Origin of the sequence: Streptomyces toxytricini, from assembly GCF_014649915.1 — a bacterium.
GTDB lineage: Bacteria > Actinomycetota > Actinomycetes > Streptomycetales > Streptomycetaceae > Streptomyces > Streptomyces toxytricini.
The window spans coordinates 1-16,155 of sequence record NZ_BMTY01000007.1 but is presented as its reverse complement, the minus strand read 5'-3'; the positions used below and the strand labels follow the sequence as shown (position 1 = coordinate 16,155).

Below are 16,155 nucleotides of genomic sequence, written 5' to 3'. Positions count from 1 at the left end.
CCCCGGGCCGGGCAGGGGGTTGGGCTCATGGAAGCACCCGACCCATGAACACCGCTCATAGCACGAGGTGGAAGCCGCCCATGGCAGCCCGACAGGCCGAACTCGCCCCGCACGAACTGCGGATCCTCCTCGCCGTCGCCGAGACCGGCGGCTTCTCCGCAGCCGCGGCGCGGCTCGGCCTGACCCAGTCCGCGGTCTCCCACTCGGTGCGCGGCAGCGAGGCCAAGGTCGGGGCCGTGCTCTTCGAGCGCGGGCGGGCCGGCGCCGTGCCCACCGCGGCGGGGGAGCGGGCCGCGGCCCTCGCCCGGCGGATCCTGCGCCTGTACGAGTTCCTCGGCTCGGAGGTGCGCGCGGCCGCGGCCGGCGGCCCCGGCGCCGACGGCGCTCTGCGGGGGGTGCTGCGGATCGCCGCGTTCCGCAGTGCGGCCCTGCACCTGCTGCCGCCGGCGCTGGAGCGGCTCGCCGCCCGGCACCCCGGGATCCGCGCGGAGGTGCGCGTGGTGCGGGAGGTGGGGGAGGGGACCGCGGGGGAGGTGGCCGCGGGCCGGGCCGACCTCGGGATCGCCACCCTGGACCCCGCCGCCGGGCTGCCGCCGGGGCTGCTGGGCGGGGTGCTCGTACAGGAGGCGTACGCGCTGGTGCACCCGGCCGGGCACGCCGACCCCAGGTCGCTGCCCCTGCTCGACTGGGACGAGAACTGCGGCTCCTACACCCGGGAGTGGTGGCGCTCCCAGGACTGGATCCCGCGTGCCACCGTCAAGGCCGAGGACGACGGGATGGTGCTCACCATGGTGGGCCGCGGGCTCGGCATGGCGATCATGCCCGAGCTGTCGCTGCGGGAGGCGGGGGAGGCGGTCGCCGTCACCGGTCTGGGCCCCTCCGGGCCCGTCCGGAACGTGGGATACGTCACCACCCCGGAATCCGCCTCCACAGTCGCAGTCAGGGCTCTGATCAGGGAACTTCGCCAGCAGAAGGGCTGAAAACGGAGGCCTGGGCCAGGGTGGTCCGGAGGATTGGCCGTCTCAGATAGTAGGAAGTCCGAGTAATTGCGGAGACATACAGCGGCACCTGTCCTAGTTTTGTAGGAGCCGAACGTCTCGCCGATCCGGCGAATGGCGGCCCGCGGCGCGCGCCCCGAACAGGCAACCCCTGTGGCGCAGTGCCCCCGCCCCTTCCGGCGCCTTGAAGGAACCCCTCATCCGCGGCCGTGCCGCGCCGTGATCTCAAGGAGTCGATCACCATGACCAAGACCACCCCCGCCGCCCCCCGCCGCGTCCGCCGCTCCTCCGCCGCCGACGCCGACCGCAGGAACGCCGCCGCCGCCCTGCAGCGCGCCCTGGACCGCCGCGACAACGGCGGCGAGACCGGGCACTGACCGGCCGGGGCCGGGCGCCGTCCTCCCGGCGGCGCCCCGGCCCGCCCCGCCCCCTTCCCCCCGGCCACCCGCCGCACCGATCGCCCACGACACGCACTGTCCAGATAATGGACGCAATATGTCTGAGGGCTGGGACACGGAGTACGGTTCCGACATGTCGACCAGCATCAATCTCGCAGTGATCCCCGGTGACGGCATCGGCCAGGAAGTCGTGGCCCAGGGCCTCAAGGTCCTCGCCGCCGTCCTGCCCCAGGACGTGAAGCTGGAGACCAGGGAGTACGACCTCGGCGCCCAGCGCTGGCACCGCACCGGCGAGACCCTGCCGGACGCGGAGCTGGAGGCGCTGAAGGACCACGACGCGATCCTGCTGGGCGCCATCGGCGACCCCTCGGTCCCGTCCGGCGTCCTGGAGCGCGGCCTGCTGCTGAAGCTCCGCTTCGCCTTCGACCACTACGTCAACCTGCGCCCGTCGAAGCTCTTCCCGAACACGGCCACCCCGCTCGCCGGCCGCCCGGAGATCGACTTCGTCGTGGTCCGCGAGGGCACCGAGGGTCCGTACACCGGCAACGGCGGCAGCCTGCGCACCGGCACCCCCGCGGAGGTCGCCACGGAGGTCAGCGTCAACACCGCCTACGGCGTAGAGCGCGTCGTCCGCGACGCGTACGAGCGGGCCGCCGCCCGCCCCCGCAAGAAGCTGACGCTCGTGCACAAGAACAACGTCCTCGTGTACGCCGGCCACATGTGGAAGAACATCTTCGACAAGGTGGGCCGCGAGTACCCGCAGGTCACCACCGACTACCTGCACGTCGACGCCGCGACGATCTTCTTCGTCACCCAGCCCGAGCGCTTCGACGTCATCGTCACCGACAACCTCTTCGGCGACATCCTCACCGACCTCGCCGCGGCCGTCACCGGCGGCATCGGCCTCGCCGCGTCCGGGAACATCAACCCGACCGGCGCCTTCCCCTCCATGTTCGAGCCCGTCCACGGCTCGGCCCCCGACATCGCGGGCACCGGCAAGGCCGACCCCACCGCGACCGTCCTGTCCGTCGCCCTGATGCTGCGCCACCTCGGGTACGCGGACCAGGCCGTCCGCATCGAGGACGCGGTCGCCGCCGACCTCGCGGAGCGCGACGGCGCCTTCCGCAGCACGGACCGGATCGGCGACGCGCTCGCCGCACGAGTAGCCGGCTGACCCGGCTGCCACCGCCCCAGGAAGCCGCCGGGTCGCGCGACCACCGCACCCGGCGGCTTTTCCTGCGCGGCCCCGGGTGCCACCATCTCCCCTGGGCCGCACACCTCCCCGCTTCACCGAAGCCGCCTCGCGGGCGATAATCGAACGCGAGACCGCGGAATGCGGGGAAAGCTCGGACGTCCTGTACGCCGTGAGCGCGGTCCGCCCTACCCAACCGGTGAAGGACAAGCACTCATGACGACGCCCACGATCGAGCTCAAGCCCTCCTCGAACCCGCTGTCCGATGCGGAGCGCGAGGCGATCCTGGCCAGCCCCGGCTTCGGCCGCCACTTCACCGACCACATGGTGACGATCAAGTGGACCGAGGGGCGCGGCTGGCACGACGCGGAGCTCGTCCCGTACGCGCCGCTGTCGATCGACCCGGCGAACATGACGCTGCACTACGCCCAGACGATCTTCGAGGGGCTGAAGGCCTACCGCCAGCCCGACGGCACCGTCGCCACCTTCCGCCCCGAGGCCAACGCCGAGCGCTTCCAGGCCTCCGCCCGCCGCATGGCCATGCCCGAGCTGCCGACCGAGCTCTTCATCGAGGCCTGCGACGCCCTCATCAAGCAGGACAGCGCCTGGGTGCCCTCCTCCGGCGAGGCCTCCCTGTACCTGCGCCCGTTCATGTTCGCCACCGAGGTCGGCCTCGGCGTCCGCCCGGCCAACGAGTTCCTGTTCATGGTCATCGCCTCCCCGGCCGGCGCCTACTTCGCGGGCGGCGTCAAGCCCGTCTCCGTCTGGCTCTCCGAGGAGTACGTGCGCGCGGTCAAGGGCGGCACCGGCGCGGCCAAGACCGGCGGCAACTACGCGGCCTCCCTGGTCGCCCAGGCGCAGGCCGCCGCGCACGGCTGCGACCAGGTGGTGTGGCTCGACGCCGTCGAGCACCGCTGGATCGAGGAGATGGGCGGCATGAACCTGTACTTCGTGTACGGCGACCGCATCGTCACCCCGGAGCTGACCGGCTCGCTCCTGCCCGGCATCACCCGCGACTCGCTCCTCACCATCGCCCGCGACCTCGGCTACACCGCCGAGGAGGGCCGCATCTCCACCGAGGACTGGAAGCGCGACAACGAGAACGGCACCCTGACCGAGGTGTTCGCCTGCGGCACCGCCGCCGTCATCACGCCCGTCGGGTCCGTCAAGTCCGACAAGGCGTCCTGGACGCAGGGCGACGGCGAGCCCGGCGAGGTCACCATGAAGCTCCGCAAGGCGCTGCTCGACCTCCAGACCGGCCACCGCGCCGACACCCACGGCTGGATGCACCCCCTCGGCTGACGGTCCCGACGCCACGGAGGCCCCCCGCGCGCCGCGCGGGGGGCCTCCGCCGTATTCGGACCCGGAGGGGGAGCGGGGTCAGCGCTCGCCCTCCGAACCGTCCTGCCGCCGCTCGTCCTTGCGGCGCTCACTGCCGTCGGGGACGGCGCCCACCAGGAAGTCCCCGAAGGCGTAGGCCAGGCCGGCGACCCCCTTGGCGACCTTCCCCGCCACGTACACCAGCTCTTCCACGGCGCCTCCCCTGGGCTGTGCTCTCCGGTCGTTCCCTCGTCGTCTACTCGGCCGCCGCGGCGGCGACCGCTCCCGCCGAGTCCGCGGCCGCGGAGTGCCGCGGCCGGAGCGCCGGCGCCGCGTACACCGCGCCGCCGATCAGCCCCGACAGGACGAAACTGCAGTCCACCCCGCCGGTGAGGGCCAGCAGGGGGCCCTCGTACAGCGGTGTCGACACGGCGGCCAGGCCGACCCCGGCACCCGCCGCCCAGGAGGCGGTGGCGCGCAGGTTCCACCCGCCGCTGTACCAGTAGACGCCGCCGCGGGCCCGGCGGTTGAGCACCTGGAGGGATTCGGCGTCGTACTCCCCGCGGCAGCGGCGGTGGCCGATGAGGGTGATCACGGCCCACGGGGTGCCGATCGCGGTCAGCAGCAGCACGAACGAGGTCATGGCGGACTGCACGTCCCACTCGAAGGAGCCGACGAACACGAAGGCGGTGGCGACGGCGGCCGCGGCCAGCGTGGCCGTCGCGCGCGAGGCCCGCGGCACGATGGCGTCGAGGTCGAGGCCCATCGAGTAGAGCATCAGACCGGCGTTGCCGACCGAGCCGGCGGCCGCGGCGGCCAGCAGCGGCACCAGGTACCACAGCGGTGCGGCGGCGACCAGCGGTCCCGCGTAGTCGGCGCCCGCGCGGGCGGCGAGCGCGGTGTACGTGCCGAACAGCTGCGGCACGAGCAGGCCGGCGAGCAGCCCGAGGCAGGTGGCCCGCAGCACCTTGCGGGGGCTGTGCCGGCGCGGCGAGACGTAGCGGGTGTAGTCGCCCAGCAGGGTGATGAACGCGACGGGGCCGCTGAGCCCGGCCGCGACGGCGGCCAGCAGCCACGTCGGCCAGAAGGAGCCGAGCAGGTAGTCGGTCCCGGGCGGGGCGGCGGCGGTGAAGCCGGGCGCGTAGGCGGCGACGCCGAGGGCCAGCAGGAAGAGCATGGCGACGGAGAGCAGCTTGCTCATCCGCAGCAGCAGCCGGTAGCCGAAGACGGCGGCGGCCACGGTGAACACCGCGAGTCCGCCGTACATCGCGGCCCGCACCGCCCCGGTGTCCGGCAGGCCGGTCAGCCGGGCGAGGGCGGCGGCCATGACGTCGCCGCCGATCCACAGCGTCAGGGCCGTGTAGCCGAGGGAGAGCAGCAGCCCCACCACCGAGCCGACGAGCCGGCCGCGGACCCCGAACTGGGCGCCGCTGGAGGTGGAGAGGTTGGTGGCCGTGCGCAGGGAGACCAGGGCGAGCGGCGCGGTGAAGGCGATGCCGGCGAGGGTTCCGGCCACGATGGCGGTGACGGACGGGACCAGGCCCAGCCCGAAGGACGGGGGCAGCCAGCCGAACACGATCACACCGAGGCACAGATTGGAGCCGAGCAGGATCGAGACGAGGTCGCGGGGGCTGCTGGTCCGCTCCTCCTCCGGGATGGTGTCGACTCCGCGCTGTTCTATGGGCATGGGGGGACTCCCTTGGGCAGGGCGGGGGGTGGTGGCACTTTGTTTGAGCGACATTCAATGTGACCCAGGCCTTGCTCTTCGGTCAATGGTTCCGTGCCATGCGTTCCAGAGTTAGAGTGATGCTCTAACCCATCGAGTCAAAAGGTGGTGGATCGGCGTGCGGCTGACCCCTACGGAACGCGACCGCCTGCTGTTGCGCAGCGCCGCGGAACTGGCCCGGGCCCGGCGGGCCCGCGGACTCCGCCTGAACGTCCCCGAGGCCACCGCGCTCGTCGCGGACACCGTGTGCGAGGCCGCCCGCGACGGGAAGCGCCTCGCGGAGGCCATCGAGGAGGCCTGTTCCGTCCTCGGCCCGGACGACGTCCTGCCCGGCGTCGCCGACGTGGTCACCGAGGTGCACGTCGAGGCCGTCTTCGACGACGGCTCCCGCCTAGCCGTGGTCCCCTCGCCCATCCGCGGCGCCGCCCTCCTCGGCGACGGCGCCCCCGGCGCCGTCGTACCCGGCCCCGGCGCGCCCCAGCCGGAGCCGGCCCTCACGCTGCGGGTGCGCAACACCGCCGCCGTGCCGGTGAGCGTCACCAGCCACTTCCACTTCTTCGAGGCCAACCCGCGCCTCGACTTCGACCGGGCCGCCGCCTACGGCATGCGCCTGTGCGTCCCCGCCGGCTCGTCCGTCCGGTTCGACCCGCACGGCGAGGGCGAGGTCGGCCTCGTCCCCCTCGGCGGGGACCGCATCGCCGTCGGCTTCGCAGGGCTCGTCGACGGGCCGCTCGACGCCCCGGGGGCCAGGGAGGAGGCCCTGTGCCGGGCCGCGGCCTGCGGCTACCTGGGCGCGGAGCCGGCAGCCGGCCGCCCGGCGGGCGCAGGGGAAGGAGAGCGGGCATGAGCAGGCAGACCAGGCACAGCGACCACTGCGCGCCGGGCAGCCGGCACATCGACCCGCACGAGTACGCCGCCGTCTTCGGCCCCCGCGCGGGCGACCGCGTCCGCCTCGGCGACTCCGGGCTGACCGTCCGCGTCGAGCACGACGCCCAGAAGCCCGGCGACGAGTTCCTCGCCGGCTTCGGCAAGACCGCCCGCGACGGACTGCACCTGAAGGCCGCCGCCGTCCGCGAGACCTGCGACGTCGTCATCAGCAACGTCCTCGTCATCGACGCCGTCCTCGGCATCCGCAAGGTGTCGATCGGCATCCGCGAGGGCCGCATCCACGCCGTCGGCCGGGCCGGGAACCCCGACACCCTCGACGGTGTCGACGTCGTCGTCGGAACCGGGACCAGCATCGTCTCCGGCGAGGGCCTGATCGCCACCGCCGGCGCCATCGACACCCACGTCCACCTGCTGTCCCCGCGCGTCATGGAGGCCTCGCTCGCGGCCGGCGTCACCACCGTCATCGGCCAGGAGTTCGGCCCCGTCTGGGGCGTCGGCGTCAACTCGCCCTGGGCGCTGAAGCACGCCTTCAACGCCTTCGACGCCTGGCCCGTCAACATCGGCTTCCTCGCCCGCGGCTCCTCCTCCGACCCGGCCCCCCTGGTGGAAGCCCTCGCCGAGGGCGGCGCGAGCGGGTTCAAGGTCCACGAGGACATGGGCGCCCACACCCGCGCCCTCGACACCGCCCTGCGCGTCGCAGAGGAGCACGACGTCCAGGTCGCCCTGCACTCGGACGGCCTGAACGAGTGCCTCTCCGTCGAGGACACCCTGCGCGTCCTGGACGGCCGCACCATCCATGCCTTCCACATCGAGGGCTGCGGCGGCGGGCACGTCCCCAATGTGCTGAAGATGGCGGGCGTGCCGAACGTCATCGGCTCCTCCACCAACCCCACGCTGCCCTTCGGCCGGGACGCCGTCGCCGAGCACTACGGCATGATCGTCTCCGTCCACGACCTCAAGCCGGACCTGCCCGGCGACGCCGCGATGGCCCGCGACCGGATCCGCGCCGGCACGATGGGCGCCGAGGACGTCCTCCACGACCTGGGCGCCATCGGCATCACCTCCTCCGACGCCCAGGGCATGGGCCGGGCCGGCGAGACCGTGCGCCGCACCTTCGCCATGGCCGCCAAGATGAAGGCCGAGCTCGGCCCGATGGACGGCGACGGCGAGGGCGACGACAACGCCCGCGTCCTGCGCTACATCGCCAAGCTCACCATCAACCCTGCGATCGCCCACGGCCTGGCCCACGAGATCGGCTCCATCGAGGTCGGCAAGCTGGCCGACATCGTGCTGTGGCGCCCGCAGTTCTTCGGCGCCAAGCCGCAGCTCGTCCTCAAGTCCGGCTTCCCCGCGTACGGCGTCACCGGCGACCCCAACGCCGCCACCGACACCTGCGAACCGCTCGTCCTGGGGCCGCAGTTCGGGGCGTACGGGGCCACCGCGGCCGACATCTCCGTCGCGTTCGTCTCGGCGGCCGCCGCGGCCCTCGGCGGGGACGCCATGCCCACGCGCCGCCGCCGCGTCGCCGTCCGCGGCACCCGCGGCATCGGCCCCGCCGACCTCCTGCTCAACTCCCGGACCGGCGCGGTCGACGTAGACGCCCGCACCGGGCTCGTCACCCTCGACGGCGACCCGCTGCACTCCGCGGCGGCCGACTCGGTCGTCCTCAACCGCCTGTACTTCCTCTGAGCCGGCCCACCCCCTAAGGACTTCCCTGCCATGACCCACCCTGTCGCCGACGGTTTCCGGATGCCCGCCGAGTGGACGCCCCACGAGCGGACCTGGATGGCCTGGCCCAGCCCCAACCCGACCTTCACCGACGAGCGGGAGCTCGCGGAGGCCCGCGAGGCCTGGGGCGCCGTCGCCCGGGCGGTACGCGCCCACGAGCCGGTGACGCTCGTGGCGGCCCCGGGCGACGCCGAGGGCGCCCGGGCGATCGCCGGAGCCGGCCCGGGCCACCCCCTCACGGTCGTCGAGCGGGAGCTCGACGACGCATGGATGCGCGACATCGGCCCCACCTTCGTCACCGACGGCCGGGGCGGCCTCGCCGCCGTCGACTGGACCTTCAACGGCTGGGGCGCCCAGGAGTGGGCCCGCTGGGAGCACGACTCCAAGATCGCCCGGCACGTCTCCGACCTGGTCGGCAGCCGCACCTACAGCACCCCCCTGGTCAACGAGGGCGGCGCCCTGCACGTCGACGGCGAGGGGACGGTCCTGCTCACCGACACCGTCCAGCTCGGCCGGGGCCGCAACCCCGACTGGACCCGCGAGCAGGTCGAGGCCGAGGTCCACGCCCACCTCGGCACCACCAAGGCCATCTGGCTGCCGTACGGCCTCGCCGGCGACTACGGCACCTACGGCACGCAGGGCCACGTCGACATCGTCGCCGCCTTCGTCCGCCCCGGGGTGGTCGTCGTGCACACCCAGCCCGACCCGGCCCACCCCGACCACGAGCGCTGCAAGACCATCGCCGCCCTCCTGCGCGCCGCGACCGACGCGCAGGGCCGCCGCCTGGAGGTCGTCGAGGTCCCCGCCCCGACCGTCCTGCAGGAGGACGGCGAGTGGGTCGACTACTCCTACATCAACCACTACCTCTGCAACGGCGGCGTGGTGCTGTGCGCCTTCGACGACCCCCGCGACGAGGAGGCCGCCGAGATCTTCCGCGGCCTGTTCCCGGACCGGACCGTGACGCTCGTCGACGCACGTACGATTTTCGCCGGGGGTGGCGGCATCCACTGCATCACCCAGCAGCAGCCGAAGGTGTGACCTGCGGCCGATCGACGAGGAGTGGCCCATGGCGGCGGGTGGAGCACGCGCGGCGCGGAAGAACGCGCCGCCGCGCGAGGACGTCCTCGCCGCCGCGATGGCCACCATCGCCGACCGCGGGCTGGACGGCCTGACCATGGCCGGCCTGGGCCGCCAGGTCGGCATGAGCAGCGGCCACCTCCTCTACTACTTCGGCAGCAAGGACGAGCTCCTGCTGCAGACGCTGGAGTGGAGCGAGGCCGCCCTCGGCGCCGAGCGGCGGGCCCTCCTCGCCCGCCGCGGCACGGCCCGCGAGCGCCTGGAGGCCTACGTCGACCTGTACGTGCCCGACGGGGCCCGCGACCCGCACTGGACGCTGTGGCTGGAGGTCTGGAACCGCTCGCAGGACGCCGGCCCCGGCGAGCGCGAGCGGCAGGCCGCCATCGAGGGCGCCTGGCACCGCGACCTGGTCGCCCTCCTCGCCGAGGGCATCTCGCGCGGCGAGTTCAAGGCGGTGGACCCCGACCGCCACGCCTCCCGCCTGCGGGCCCTGCTCGACGGGTTCAGCATCCAGGTCGCCGTCGGGCTGCCCGGCATCGGGCGGCGCGACATCCTCGACCACGTCTCGGAATTCCTTGATCAGTCTCTCGTATCGTGAGACGCCCCGGGCGTCCGGTGACACGGTGTGCCAGACTGCGGACGTGCTTGCTCAGCTCATGATTATCGGCAGCAGCGCGCCGGTCCGCAGTGACCGCTGAACCCGTGGAAGACCTTCGCGGCGGCGGCCACCGTGCCCCTGACCCGCGCGCAGACCTCTCGCACCCGCGAGGGGTCTTTTCGTTTACCGGCTCCCACCGGGCCGGGACGGCAGCGCGCGCGATGATGGGGGCAGTGGAACCCGGACACCCGGAACCCACTCACCCGACAGGAGTCAGACCCGCATGACGACGACACAGGCCACCGCGCCCGTGCAGGGACCCGACGACGGTTTCCACGTCTTCGACACCACCCTGCGCGACGGCGCCCAGCGCGAGGGCATCAACCTCACCGTCGCGGACAAGCTGACCATCGCCCGGCACCTGGACGCCTTCGGAGTGGGCTTCATCGAGGGCGGCTGGCCCGGCGCCAACCCCCGCGACACCGAGTTCTTCGCCCGCGCCCGCGCCGAGATCGACTTCAGGCACGCCCAGCTCGTCGCCTTCGGCGCGACCCGGCGGGCCGGCGGCACCGCCGCCGAGGACCCGCAGGTCCGGGCCCTCCTGGAGTCCGGCGCCCCGGTGATCACCCTCGTCGCCAAGTCCCACGACCGGCACGTGGAACTCGCCCTGCGCACCACCCTCGAAGAGAACCTGGAGATGGTCCGCGACACCGTCTCCCACCTCGTGGCCGCCGGCCGCCGGGTCTTCGTCGACTGCGAGCACTTCTTCGACGGCTACCGCGCCAACGCCGAGTACGCCAAGGCCGTCGTCCGCACCGCCCACGAGGCCGGCGCCGACGTCGTCATCCTCTGCGACACCAACGGCGGCATGCTGCCGGCGCAGATCACCGCCACCGTCTCCACGGTCCTCGCCGACACCGGCGCCCGCCTCGGCATCCACGCCCAGGACGACACCGGCTGCGCCGTCGCCAACACCCTCGCCGCCGTCGACGCGGGCGCCACCCACGTGCAGTGCACCGCGAACGGCTACGGCGAGCGCGTCGGCAACGCCAACCTCTTCCCGGTCGTCGCCGCCCTGGAGATCAAGTACGGCCGGCGCGTCCTGCCCGACGGCGCCCTCGCCGAGATGACCCGCATCTCGCACGCCATCGCCGAGGTCGTCAACCTCACCCCCTCCACGCACCAGCCGTACGTCGGCGTCTCCGCCTTCGCGCACAAGGCCGGCCTGCACGCCTCCGCCATCAAGGTCGACCCCGACCTCTACCAGCACATCGACCCCGAGCGCGTCGGCAACACCATGCGCATGCTCGTCTCCGACATGGCCGGACGCGCCTCCATCGAGCTCAAGGGCAAGGAGCTCGGCGTCGACCTCGGCGGCGACCGCGCCCTCATCGCCCGCGTGGTGGAGCGCGTCAAGGAGCGGGAGCTCGCCGGCTACACGTACGAGGCGGCCGACGCCTCCTTCGAGCTGCTGCTGCGCGCCGAGGCCGAGGGCCGCGCCCGCAGGTACTTCCGCACCGAGTCCTGGCGCGCGATCGTCGAGGACCGCCCGGACGGCACACACGCCAACGAGGCCACCGTGAAGCTGTGGGCCAAGGGCGAGCGGATCGTCGCCACCGCGGAGGGCAACGGCCCCGTCAACGCCCTGGACCGGGCGCTGCGGGTGGCCCTGGAGCGCTTCTACCCGCAGCTGGCCAAGTTCGAGCTGACCGACTACAAGGTCCGCATCCTGGAGGGCACGCACGGCACGGAGTCCACGACCCGCGTGCTGATCTCCACGACGGACGGCGTCCGCGAGTGGAGCACGGTGGGCGTCGCCCCGAACGTGATCGCCGCCTCCTGGCAGGCCCTGGAGGACGCCATCACGTACGGCCTCCTGCACGCGGGGGTCGAGCCGGCCGAGTAGGAACCGCGGCCTGGATTCGAATGCGCCCGACTCGTTCGGAAATCACCCGTTTCGGGTAGCTTCGGGGGTATGAGGACCAGGCTGACATCCATGTTCGCCGGTCTGCTGCTGTCCCTGTCCGCGGCCGCCCTCGCGGCCGCCCCGCAGGCCGCGGCGGCGACCGGGCCCGCTGCGGTCGCGGAGGCCTTCGAGCAGGGCCCCGTCTACGTCGACCCCAGAGCCGCCGGCCAGCTCTCCCAGGACGAGGCCGACGCGCTCGCGAAGAAGATCGAGGACGCGGACAAGCCGGTGTTCGTCGCCGTCCTGCCCGCCACCGGCGAGTTCCCGCCCGACAGCGTGCTGCGCAGCGTCCGGGCCGAGACCGGCATGGCGGGCGTCTACGCGATCCGGCTCGGCGACGGCTTCGACGCCGGAGCGGACCGGGCCGTCATGCCGGCGGCCGCCGTACGCGGCCTCACCGACGCCGTGAAGGCCGGCGGACCCGTGGACGCGGCGACCCAGCTCGACAACTTCGTCGACCAGGCCCTCGTCCGGGCCAGGGGCAGCGCCCCCGCCTCCTGGGACGGCGGATCCGGCGGCGGCGTCCCCCTCGGCGGGCTGATGACCCTCGGCGTCCTGGCCCTGGCGGGCGGCGGCGGGGCGTACGCGGTCTCGCGGCGGCGGCGCCGCAAGCGGGAGGAAGAGGAGCGGGAGGCCGTCGAGAAACTGCGGGTCGTCGTCGACGAGGACATCACCGCCTTCGGCGAGGAACTCGACCGGCTGGACTTCCACCCCGGCGAAGACGGCGCGGACGACGCCATGCGCACCGACTACGCCCACGCCCTCGACGCGTACGAGAAGGCCAAGGGCGTCATGGCCGCGGTCACCCGGCCCGACGAGGTCAGGGGCGTCACCGAGGCGCTGGAGGACGGCCGCTTCGCACTCGCCCGGCTGGACGCCCGCCGGCGCGGTGCCCCGCTGCCCGAGCGGAGGCCGCCCTGCTTCTTCGACCCGCGCCACGGGCCGAGCACCCAGGACGCCGACTGGACGCCGCCCGGCGGGACGGTACGCAGCGTTCCGGTGTGCGCCGCGGACGCGGTACGGCTGCGCGAGGGCCGGGACCCGGCGGTGCGGACGGTCGACACCGAGTACGGGCCGCGCCCCTACTACGACGCCGGCCCCGTCTACGGCCCCTGGGCCGGCGGGTACTTCGGCGGCGGGCTGCTCCCCGGCCTGCTGGTGGGCACGATGCTGGGCTCGATGACGGCCGGCCCGGCGTACGCCTCGGACTACGGCGGCGGCTTCGAGGGCGGCGACTTCGGCGCCTCTGACTTCGGCGGAGGCGGGGACTTCTTCGGTGGCGGCGGCTTCGACGGCGGGGGCGGCTTCTAGCCGCCCCCGGGAGGTCCGGTGGTAGGGCTTGTCAGGCGGCCGGGTTCTGCTTGACCGCCGAGATGTCGAACGTCAGCTTCACCTTGTCGCTGACCATGACGCCGCCGGCCTCCAGTGCGGCATTCCAGGTCAGGCCCCAGTCGGAGCGCAGGATCTCGGCGGTGCCCTCGAAGCCGACGCGCTCGTTGCCGTAGGGGTCGGTGGCGGCGCCGCCGAACTCCAGGTCGATCGAGAGCGGGCGGGTCACGTCCTTGATGGTCAGGTCGCCGGTCATCCGGTAGGTGTCCGCGCCGACCCGGGCCGCCGAGGTGGACCGGAAGGTCATCAGCGGGAACCGCTCCGCGGCGAAGAAGTCCTCGCCCCGCAGGTGGGCGTCGCGGTCGCCGATGCCCGTGTCGACCGAGGCGATCTTGACGTCGATGGAGGCGGTGGAGCGGGACGGGTCGCCGCCGTCCAGGTGCAGCGAGCCCGAGTAGTCGCCGAAGCTGCCGCGGACGTTGGTCACCATCGCGTGGCGGACGGTGAAGCCGATGCTGCTGTGCGCGGCGTCGATGGCGTAGTCGCCGGTCAGGGCGGCCAGTGCGGGGTCGGCGGCGGGGAGGGTCGCGGGGACGGCCTGCTCGGTGCGGCGGGTGAAGATGCCCATGGTGTGCTCCTCGGTAGTTGGTTCAACCTTCAACGACATCCACCCTAGGAGCATTCCGTTTAATTTTCAACTTCTCTGGGCTGTCGATGCAGCTTTTATGGAGATCCCACAATCGGAGCGGGTCTCGGATGGTGGTCTCCGTGCACTCTTCCGTGGTTCTGTGCGGGCCGGACAGCGGAACACGGCCGAGACTGTGCGGAACCAACGGAGGATTTCCCCGGCCCGCTTCGTAAGGTCGGTACATGACCGTTGTGGACCAGACCCCCAGCGAGCCGACGGACGCCCGCGGGCGCGTGGCCGAGCTGCACTCCCTGCGCGAGCAGGCGCGGCGTGGACCCAGTGACCGCGCCACCGAGGCCCAGCACGCCAAGGGCAAGCTGACGGCCCGCGAGCGCATCGCGCTCCTGCTCGACGAGGGCTCCTTCAAGGAGGTCGAGCAGCTGCGCCGCCACCGGGCGAGCGGCTTCGGCCTTGAGGCGAAGAAGCCCTACACCGACGGTGTCGTCACCGGCTGGGGAACGGTCGAGGGCCGAACGGTCTTCGTCTACGCCCACGACTTCCGCATCTTCGGCGGCGCGCTCGGCGAGGCCCACGCCACCAAGATCCACAAGATCATGGACATGGCCATCGCGGCCGGCGCCCCGCTGGTCTCCCTCAACGACGGCGCCGGCGCCCGCATCCAGGAGGGCGTCTCGGCCCTCGCCGGATACGGCGGCATCTTCCAGCGCAACACGCGGGCCTCCGGCGTCATCCCGCAGATCTCCGTCATGCTCGGCCCCTGCGCCGGCGGCGCCGCGTACTCGCCGGCCCTGACGGACTTCGTGTTCATGGTCCGCGACACCTCGCAGATGTTCATCACCGGCCCCGACGTCGTCCGCGCCGTCACCGGCGAGGAGATCTCCCAGAACGGCCTCGGCGGCGCGGACGTGCACGCCGAGACCTCCGGCGTCGCGCACTTCGCGTACGACGACGAGGAGACCTGCATCTCCGAGGTCCGCTACCTCATCTCGATGCTCCCCTCGAACAACCGCGAGAACCCGCCCGTCCACGAGACCACCGACCCCGCCGACCGGCGCTCGGACGTCCTGCTGGACCTGGTCCCCGCGGACGGCAACCGCCCGTACGACATGCACAAGGTCATCGAGGAGCTCGTCGACGACGGCGACGTCCTGGAGATCCACGAGCGCTGGGCCCGCAACATCATCTGCGCCCTCGCCCGCCTCGACGGCCAGGTCGTCGGCATCGTCGCGAACCAGCCCGCCCACCTCGCGGGCGTCCTCGACATCGAGGCCTCCGAGAAGGCCGCGCGCTTCGTCCAGATGTGCGACGCCTTCAACATCCCGATCGTCACCCTGCTCGACGTCCCCGGCTTCCTGCCCGGCGTCGACCAGGAGCACGGCGGCATCATCCGCCACGGCGCCAAGCTGCTGTACGCGTACTGCAACGCCACCGTGCCGCGCATCTCGCTGATCCTGCGCAAGGCCTACGGCGGCGCCTACATCGTCATGGACTCCCAGTCCATCGGCGCCGACCTCACCTACGCCTGGCCCACCAACGAGATCGCCGTCATGGGCGCCGAAGGCGCCGCGAACGTCATCTTCCGCAAGCAGATCGCCGAGGCCGAGGACCCCGAGGCCATGCGCGCCCGCATGGTCAAGGAGTACAAGGCCGAGCTGATGCACCCGTACTACGCGGCCGAGCGCGGCCTCGTCGACGACGTCATCGACCCGGCGGAGACCCGCGAGACGCTGATCGGCGCCCTCGCGATGCTCCGCAGCAAGCACGCCGACCTGCCGTCCCGCAAGCACGGCAACCCGCCGCAGTAACGAAGGAGATCTGCCGCCGATGAGCATGACCGCCGACACCCTGCTGCGCGTCGAGAAGGGCAACGCCGAGCCCGAGGAGCTGGCCGCGATCACCGCGATCCTGCTGGCCCGCGCCGCCTCCGTGCCCGCCCAGGACGGCCCGGGCCGCCTGCGCTCCCAGGCCGGCTGGCGCCGCCTGGAGCGCACCCCCGGCTTCCGCGCCCCGCACAGCTGGCAGGGCTGACCCCGCCGAGCCCCCCGTCAGGCCCCGCACCCGCAAAGGGTGCGGGGCCTGACTGCATGCCCGCCGGGCTGCGCGGCGCGCGGTGCGGCACCGGGCCACCCGGCCCGGATACGGCGGAGGCCCCCGGTCCGGCGGTGGACTCGGGGGCCTTTCGCGTGCGCGTACTCCGCGGGGACTACCGCAGCCGTGCCATGAGGGCGTGTTCGACGAGGGTGATGAGGGCGCTCTTGGCGTCGGCGCGGTGGCGGGCGTCGGTGG

Annotated in this window: 15 protein-coding genes and 1 pseudogene; 12 read left to right on the top strand and 4 right to left on the bottom strand. The window is 73.0% G+C overall.

Going from position 1 to position 16,155, the window contains the following annotated elements:
* The first annotated feature begins 80 nt into the window (after positions 1-80).
* From IE170_RS10445 to IE170_RS10435, 4 genes are all read left to right on the top strand, one after another.
* Complete coding sequence (locus IE170_RS10445) at positions 81-980, top strand: LysR family transcriptional regulator (protein WP_189809047.1); 900 nt, start codon at positions 81-83, stop codon at positions 978-980.
* Between the two features lie 260 nt (positions 981-1,240).
* A complete protein-coding gene (locus IE170_RS33160; RefSeq protein ID WP_263407036.1) occupies positions 1,241-1,375 on the top strand; it encodes a hypothetical protein in 135 nt (44 codons plus the stop codon).
* Positions 1,376-1,529: 154 nt separating this feature from the next.
* Positions 1,530-2,570 (top strand): 3-isopropylmalate dehydrogenase, encoded by a 1,041-nt coding sequence (locus tag IE170_RS10440; protein ID WP_189809046.1) that lies wholly within the window; start codon positions 1,530-1,532, stop codon positions 2,568-2,570.
* Positions 2,571-2,804: 234 nt separating this feature from the next.
* A complete protein-coding gene (locus tag IE170_RS10435) occupies positions 2,805-3,890 on the top strand; it encodes a branched-chain amino acid aminotransferase (RefSeq protein WP_189809045.1) in 1,086 nt (361 codons plus the stop codon).
* Between the two features lie 78 nt (positions 3,891-3,968).
* Here IE170_RS10435 and IE170_RS10430 read toward each other — a convergent pair whose 3' ends face one another.
* Together IE170_RS10430 and IE170_RS10425 are read right to left on the bottom strand one after the other, a co-directional pair.
* The gene (locus tag IE170_RS10430) at positions 3,969-4,121 is read right to left on the bottom strand and encodes a hypothetical protein (protein ID WP_189809044.1); all 153 of its coding nucleotides are present in this window, start codon (positions 4,119-4,121) and stop codon (positions 3,969-3,971) included.
* A gap of 43 nt (positions 4,122-4,164) precedes the next feature.
* Positions 4,165-5,595 (bottom strand): cytosine permease, encoded by a 1,431-nt coding sequence (locus tag IE170_RS10425; protein ID WP_189809043.1) that lies wholly within the window; start codon positions 5,593-5,595, stop codon positions 4,165-4,167.
* Between the two features lie 157 nt (positions 5,596-5,752).
* Between IE170_RS10425 and ureA the strand changes: the two genes are divergently transcribed.
* The 6 genes from ureA to IE170_RS10395 all read left to right on the top strand — a co-directional run bounded on the left by ureA (position 5,753) and on the right by IE170_RS10395 (position 13,202).
* Positions 5,753-6,481 carry an urease subunit gamma gene (gene ureA / locus IE170_RS10420; protein WP_189809042.1) on the top strand — a complete coding sequence of 243 codons (729 nt, stop codon included), beginning with the start codon at positions 5,753-5,755 and terminating at the stop codon, positions 6,479-6,481.
* On the top strand, positions 6,478-8,211 hold the full coding sequence (locus IE170_RS10415) for an urease subunit alpha (RefSeq protein ID WP_189809041.1): 1,734 nt from the start codon (positions 6,478-6,480) through the stop codon (positions 8,209-8,211). The genes ureA and IE170_RS10415 overlap by 4 nt, the downstream gene beginning before the upstream one ends.
* 30 nt (positions 8,212-8,241) lie before the next feature.
* The gene (locus tag IE170_RS10410) at positions 8,242-9,288 is read left to right on the top strand and encodes an agmatine deiminase family protein (protein ID WP_189809040.1); all 1,047 of its coding nucleotides are present in this window, start codon (positions 8,242-8,244) and stop codon (positions 9,286-9,288) included.
* A 28-nt stretch (positions 9,289-9,316) separates the two neighbouring features.
* Positions 9,317-9,925 carry a TetR/AcrR family transcriptional regulator gene (locus IE170_RS10405; protein ID WP_189809039.1) on the top strand — a complete coding sequence of 203 codons (609 nt, stop codon included), beginning with the start codon at positions 9,317-9,319 and terminating at the stop codon, positions 9,923-9,925.
* A gap of 283 nt (positions 9,926-10,208) precedes the next feature.
* Positions 10,209-11,831: a citramalate synthase gene (cimA, locus tag IE170_RS10400; RefSeq protein ID WP_189809038.1), complete on the top strand. Its 1,623-nt coding sequence runs from the start codon at positions 10,209-10,211 to the stop codon at positions 11,829-11,831.
* A gap of 69 nt (positions 11,832-11,900) precedes the next feature.
* Positions 11,901-13,202: a hypothetical protein gene (locus IE170_RS10395; protein WP_189809037.1), complete on the top strand. Its 1,302-nt coding sequence runs from the start codon at positions 11,901-11,903 to the stop codon at positions 13,200-13,202.
* Positions 13,203-13,233: 31 nt separating this feature from the next.
* On the opposite strand, the gene IE170_RS10390 is transcribed toward IE170_RS10395, so the two are convergent.
* Positions 13,234-13,848, bottom strand: coding sequence for a YceI family protein (locus IE170_RS10390; protein WP_189809036.1), 615 nt, complete (start codon positions 13,846-13,848; stop codon positions 13,234-13,236).
* Between the two features lie 242 nt (positions 13,849-14,090).
* Here IE170_RS10390 and IE170_RS10385 point away from each other — a divergent pair, with 242 nt between their 5' ends.
* Both IE170_RS10385 and IE170_RS10380 read left to right on the top strand, forming a co-directional pair.
* Entirely contained in the window at positions 14,091-15,674 is a 1,584-nt protein-coding gene (locus IE170_RS10385) for an acyl-CoA carboxylase subunit beta (RefSeq protein ID WP_125541144.1), read from the top strand.
* 19 nt (positions 15,675-15,693) lie between these two features.
* Positions 15,694-15,897 (top strand): acyl-CoA carboxylase subunit epsilon, encoded by a 204-nt coding sequence (locus IE170_RS10380; RefSeq protein WP_189809035.1) that lies wholly within the window; start codon positions 15,694-15,696, stop codon positions 15,895-15,897.
* 175 nt (positions 15,898-16,072) lie between these two features.
* On the opposite strand, the pseudogene IE170_RS10375 reads toward IE170_RS10380, so the two are convergent.
* Positions 16,073-16,155: pseudogene (locus IE170_RS10375) on the bottom strand (ATP-binding protein); the annotation flags it as partial.

Bases quoted from the DNA above. Each gene is read 5' to 3' on its own strand.
- IE170_RS10415 (WP_189809041.1), top strand. From the start codon at position 6,478: ATGAGCAGGCAGACCAGGCACAGCGACCACTGCGCGCCGGGCAGCCGG.
- IE170_RS10395 (WP_189809037.1), top strand. From the start codon at position 11,901: ATGAGGACCAGGCTGACATCCATGTTCGCCGGTCTGCTGCTGTCCCTG.
- IE170_RS10435 (WP_189809045.1), top strand. From the start codon at position 2,805: ATGACGACGCCCACGATCGAGCTCAAGCCCTCCTCGAACCCGCTGTCC.
- IE170_RS10385 (WP_125541144.1), top strand. From the start codon at position 14,091: ATGACCGTTGTGGACCAGACCCCCAGCGAGCCGACGGACGCCCGCGGG.
- IE170_RS10380 (WP_189809035.1), top strand. From the start codon at position 15,694: ATGAGCATGACCGCCGACACCCTGCTGCGCGTCGAGAAGGGCAACGCC.
- IE170_RS10445 (WP_189809047.1), top strand. From the start codon at position 81: ATGGCAGCCCGACAGGCCGAACTCGCCCCGCACGAACTGCGGATCCTC.
- IE170_RS10425 (WP_189809043.1), bottom strand. From the start codon at position 5,595: ATGCCCATAGAACAGCGCGGAGTCGACACCATCCCGGAGGAGGAGCGG.
- IE170_RS10405 (WP_189809039.1), top strand. From the start codon at position 9,317: ATGGCGGCGGGTGGAGCACGCGCGGCGCGGAAGAACGCGCCGCCGCGC.
- IE170_RS10440 (WP_189809046.1), top strand. From the start codon at position 1,530: ATGTCGACCAGCATCAATCTCGCAGTGATCCCCGGTGACGGCATCGGC.
- cimA (WP_189809038.1), top strand. From the start codon at position 10,209: ATGACGACGACACAGGCCACCGCGCCCGTGCAGGGACCCGACGACGGT.
- IE170_RS33160 (WP_263407036.1), top strand. From the start codon at position 1,241: ATGACCAAGACCACCCCCGCCGCCCCCCGCCGCGTCCGCCGCTCCTCC.
- IE170_RS10390 (WP_189809036.1), bottom strand. From the start codon at position 13,848: ATGGGCATCTTCACCCGCCGCACCGAGCAGGCCGTCCCCGCGACCCTC.
- IE170_RS10410 (WP_189809040.1), top strand. From the start codon at position 8,242: ATGACCCACCCTGTCGCCGACGGTTTCCGGATGCCCGCCGAGTGGACG.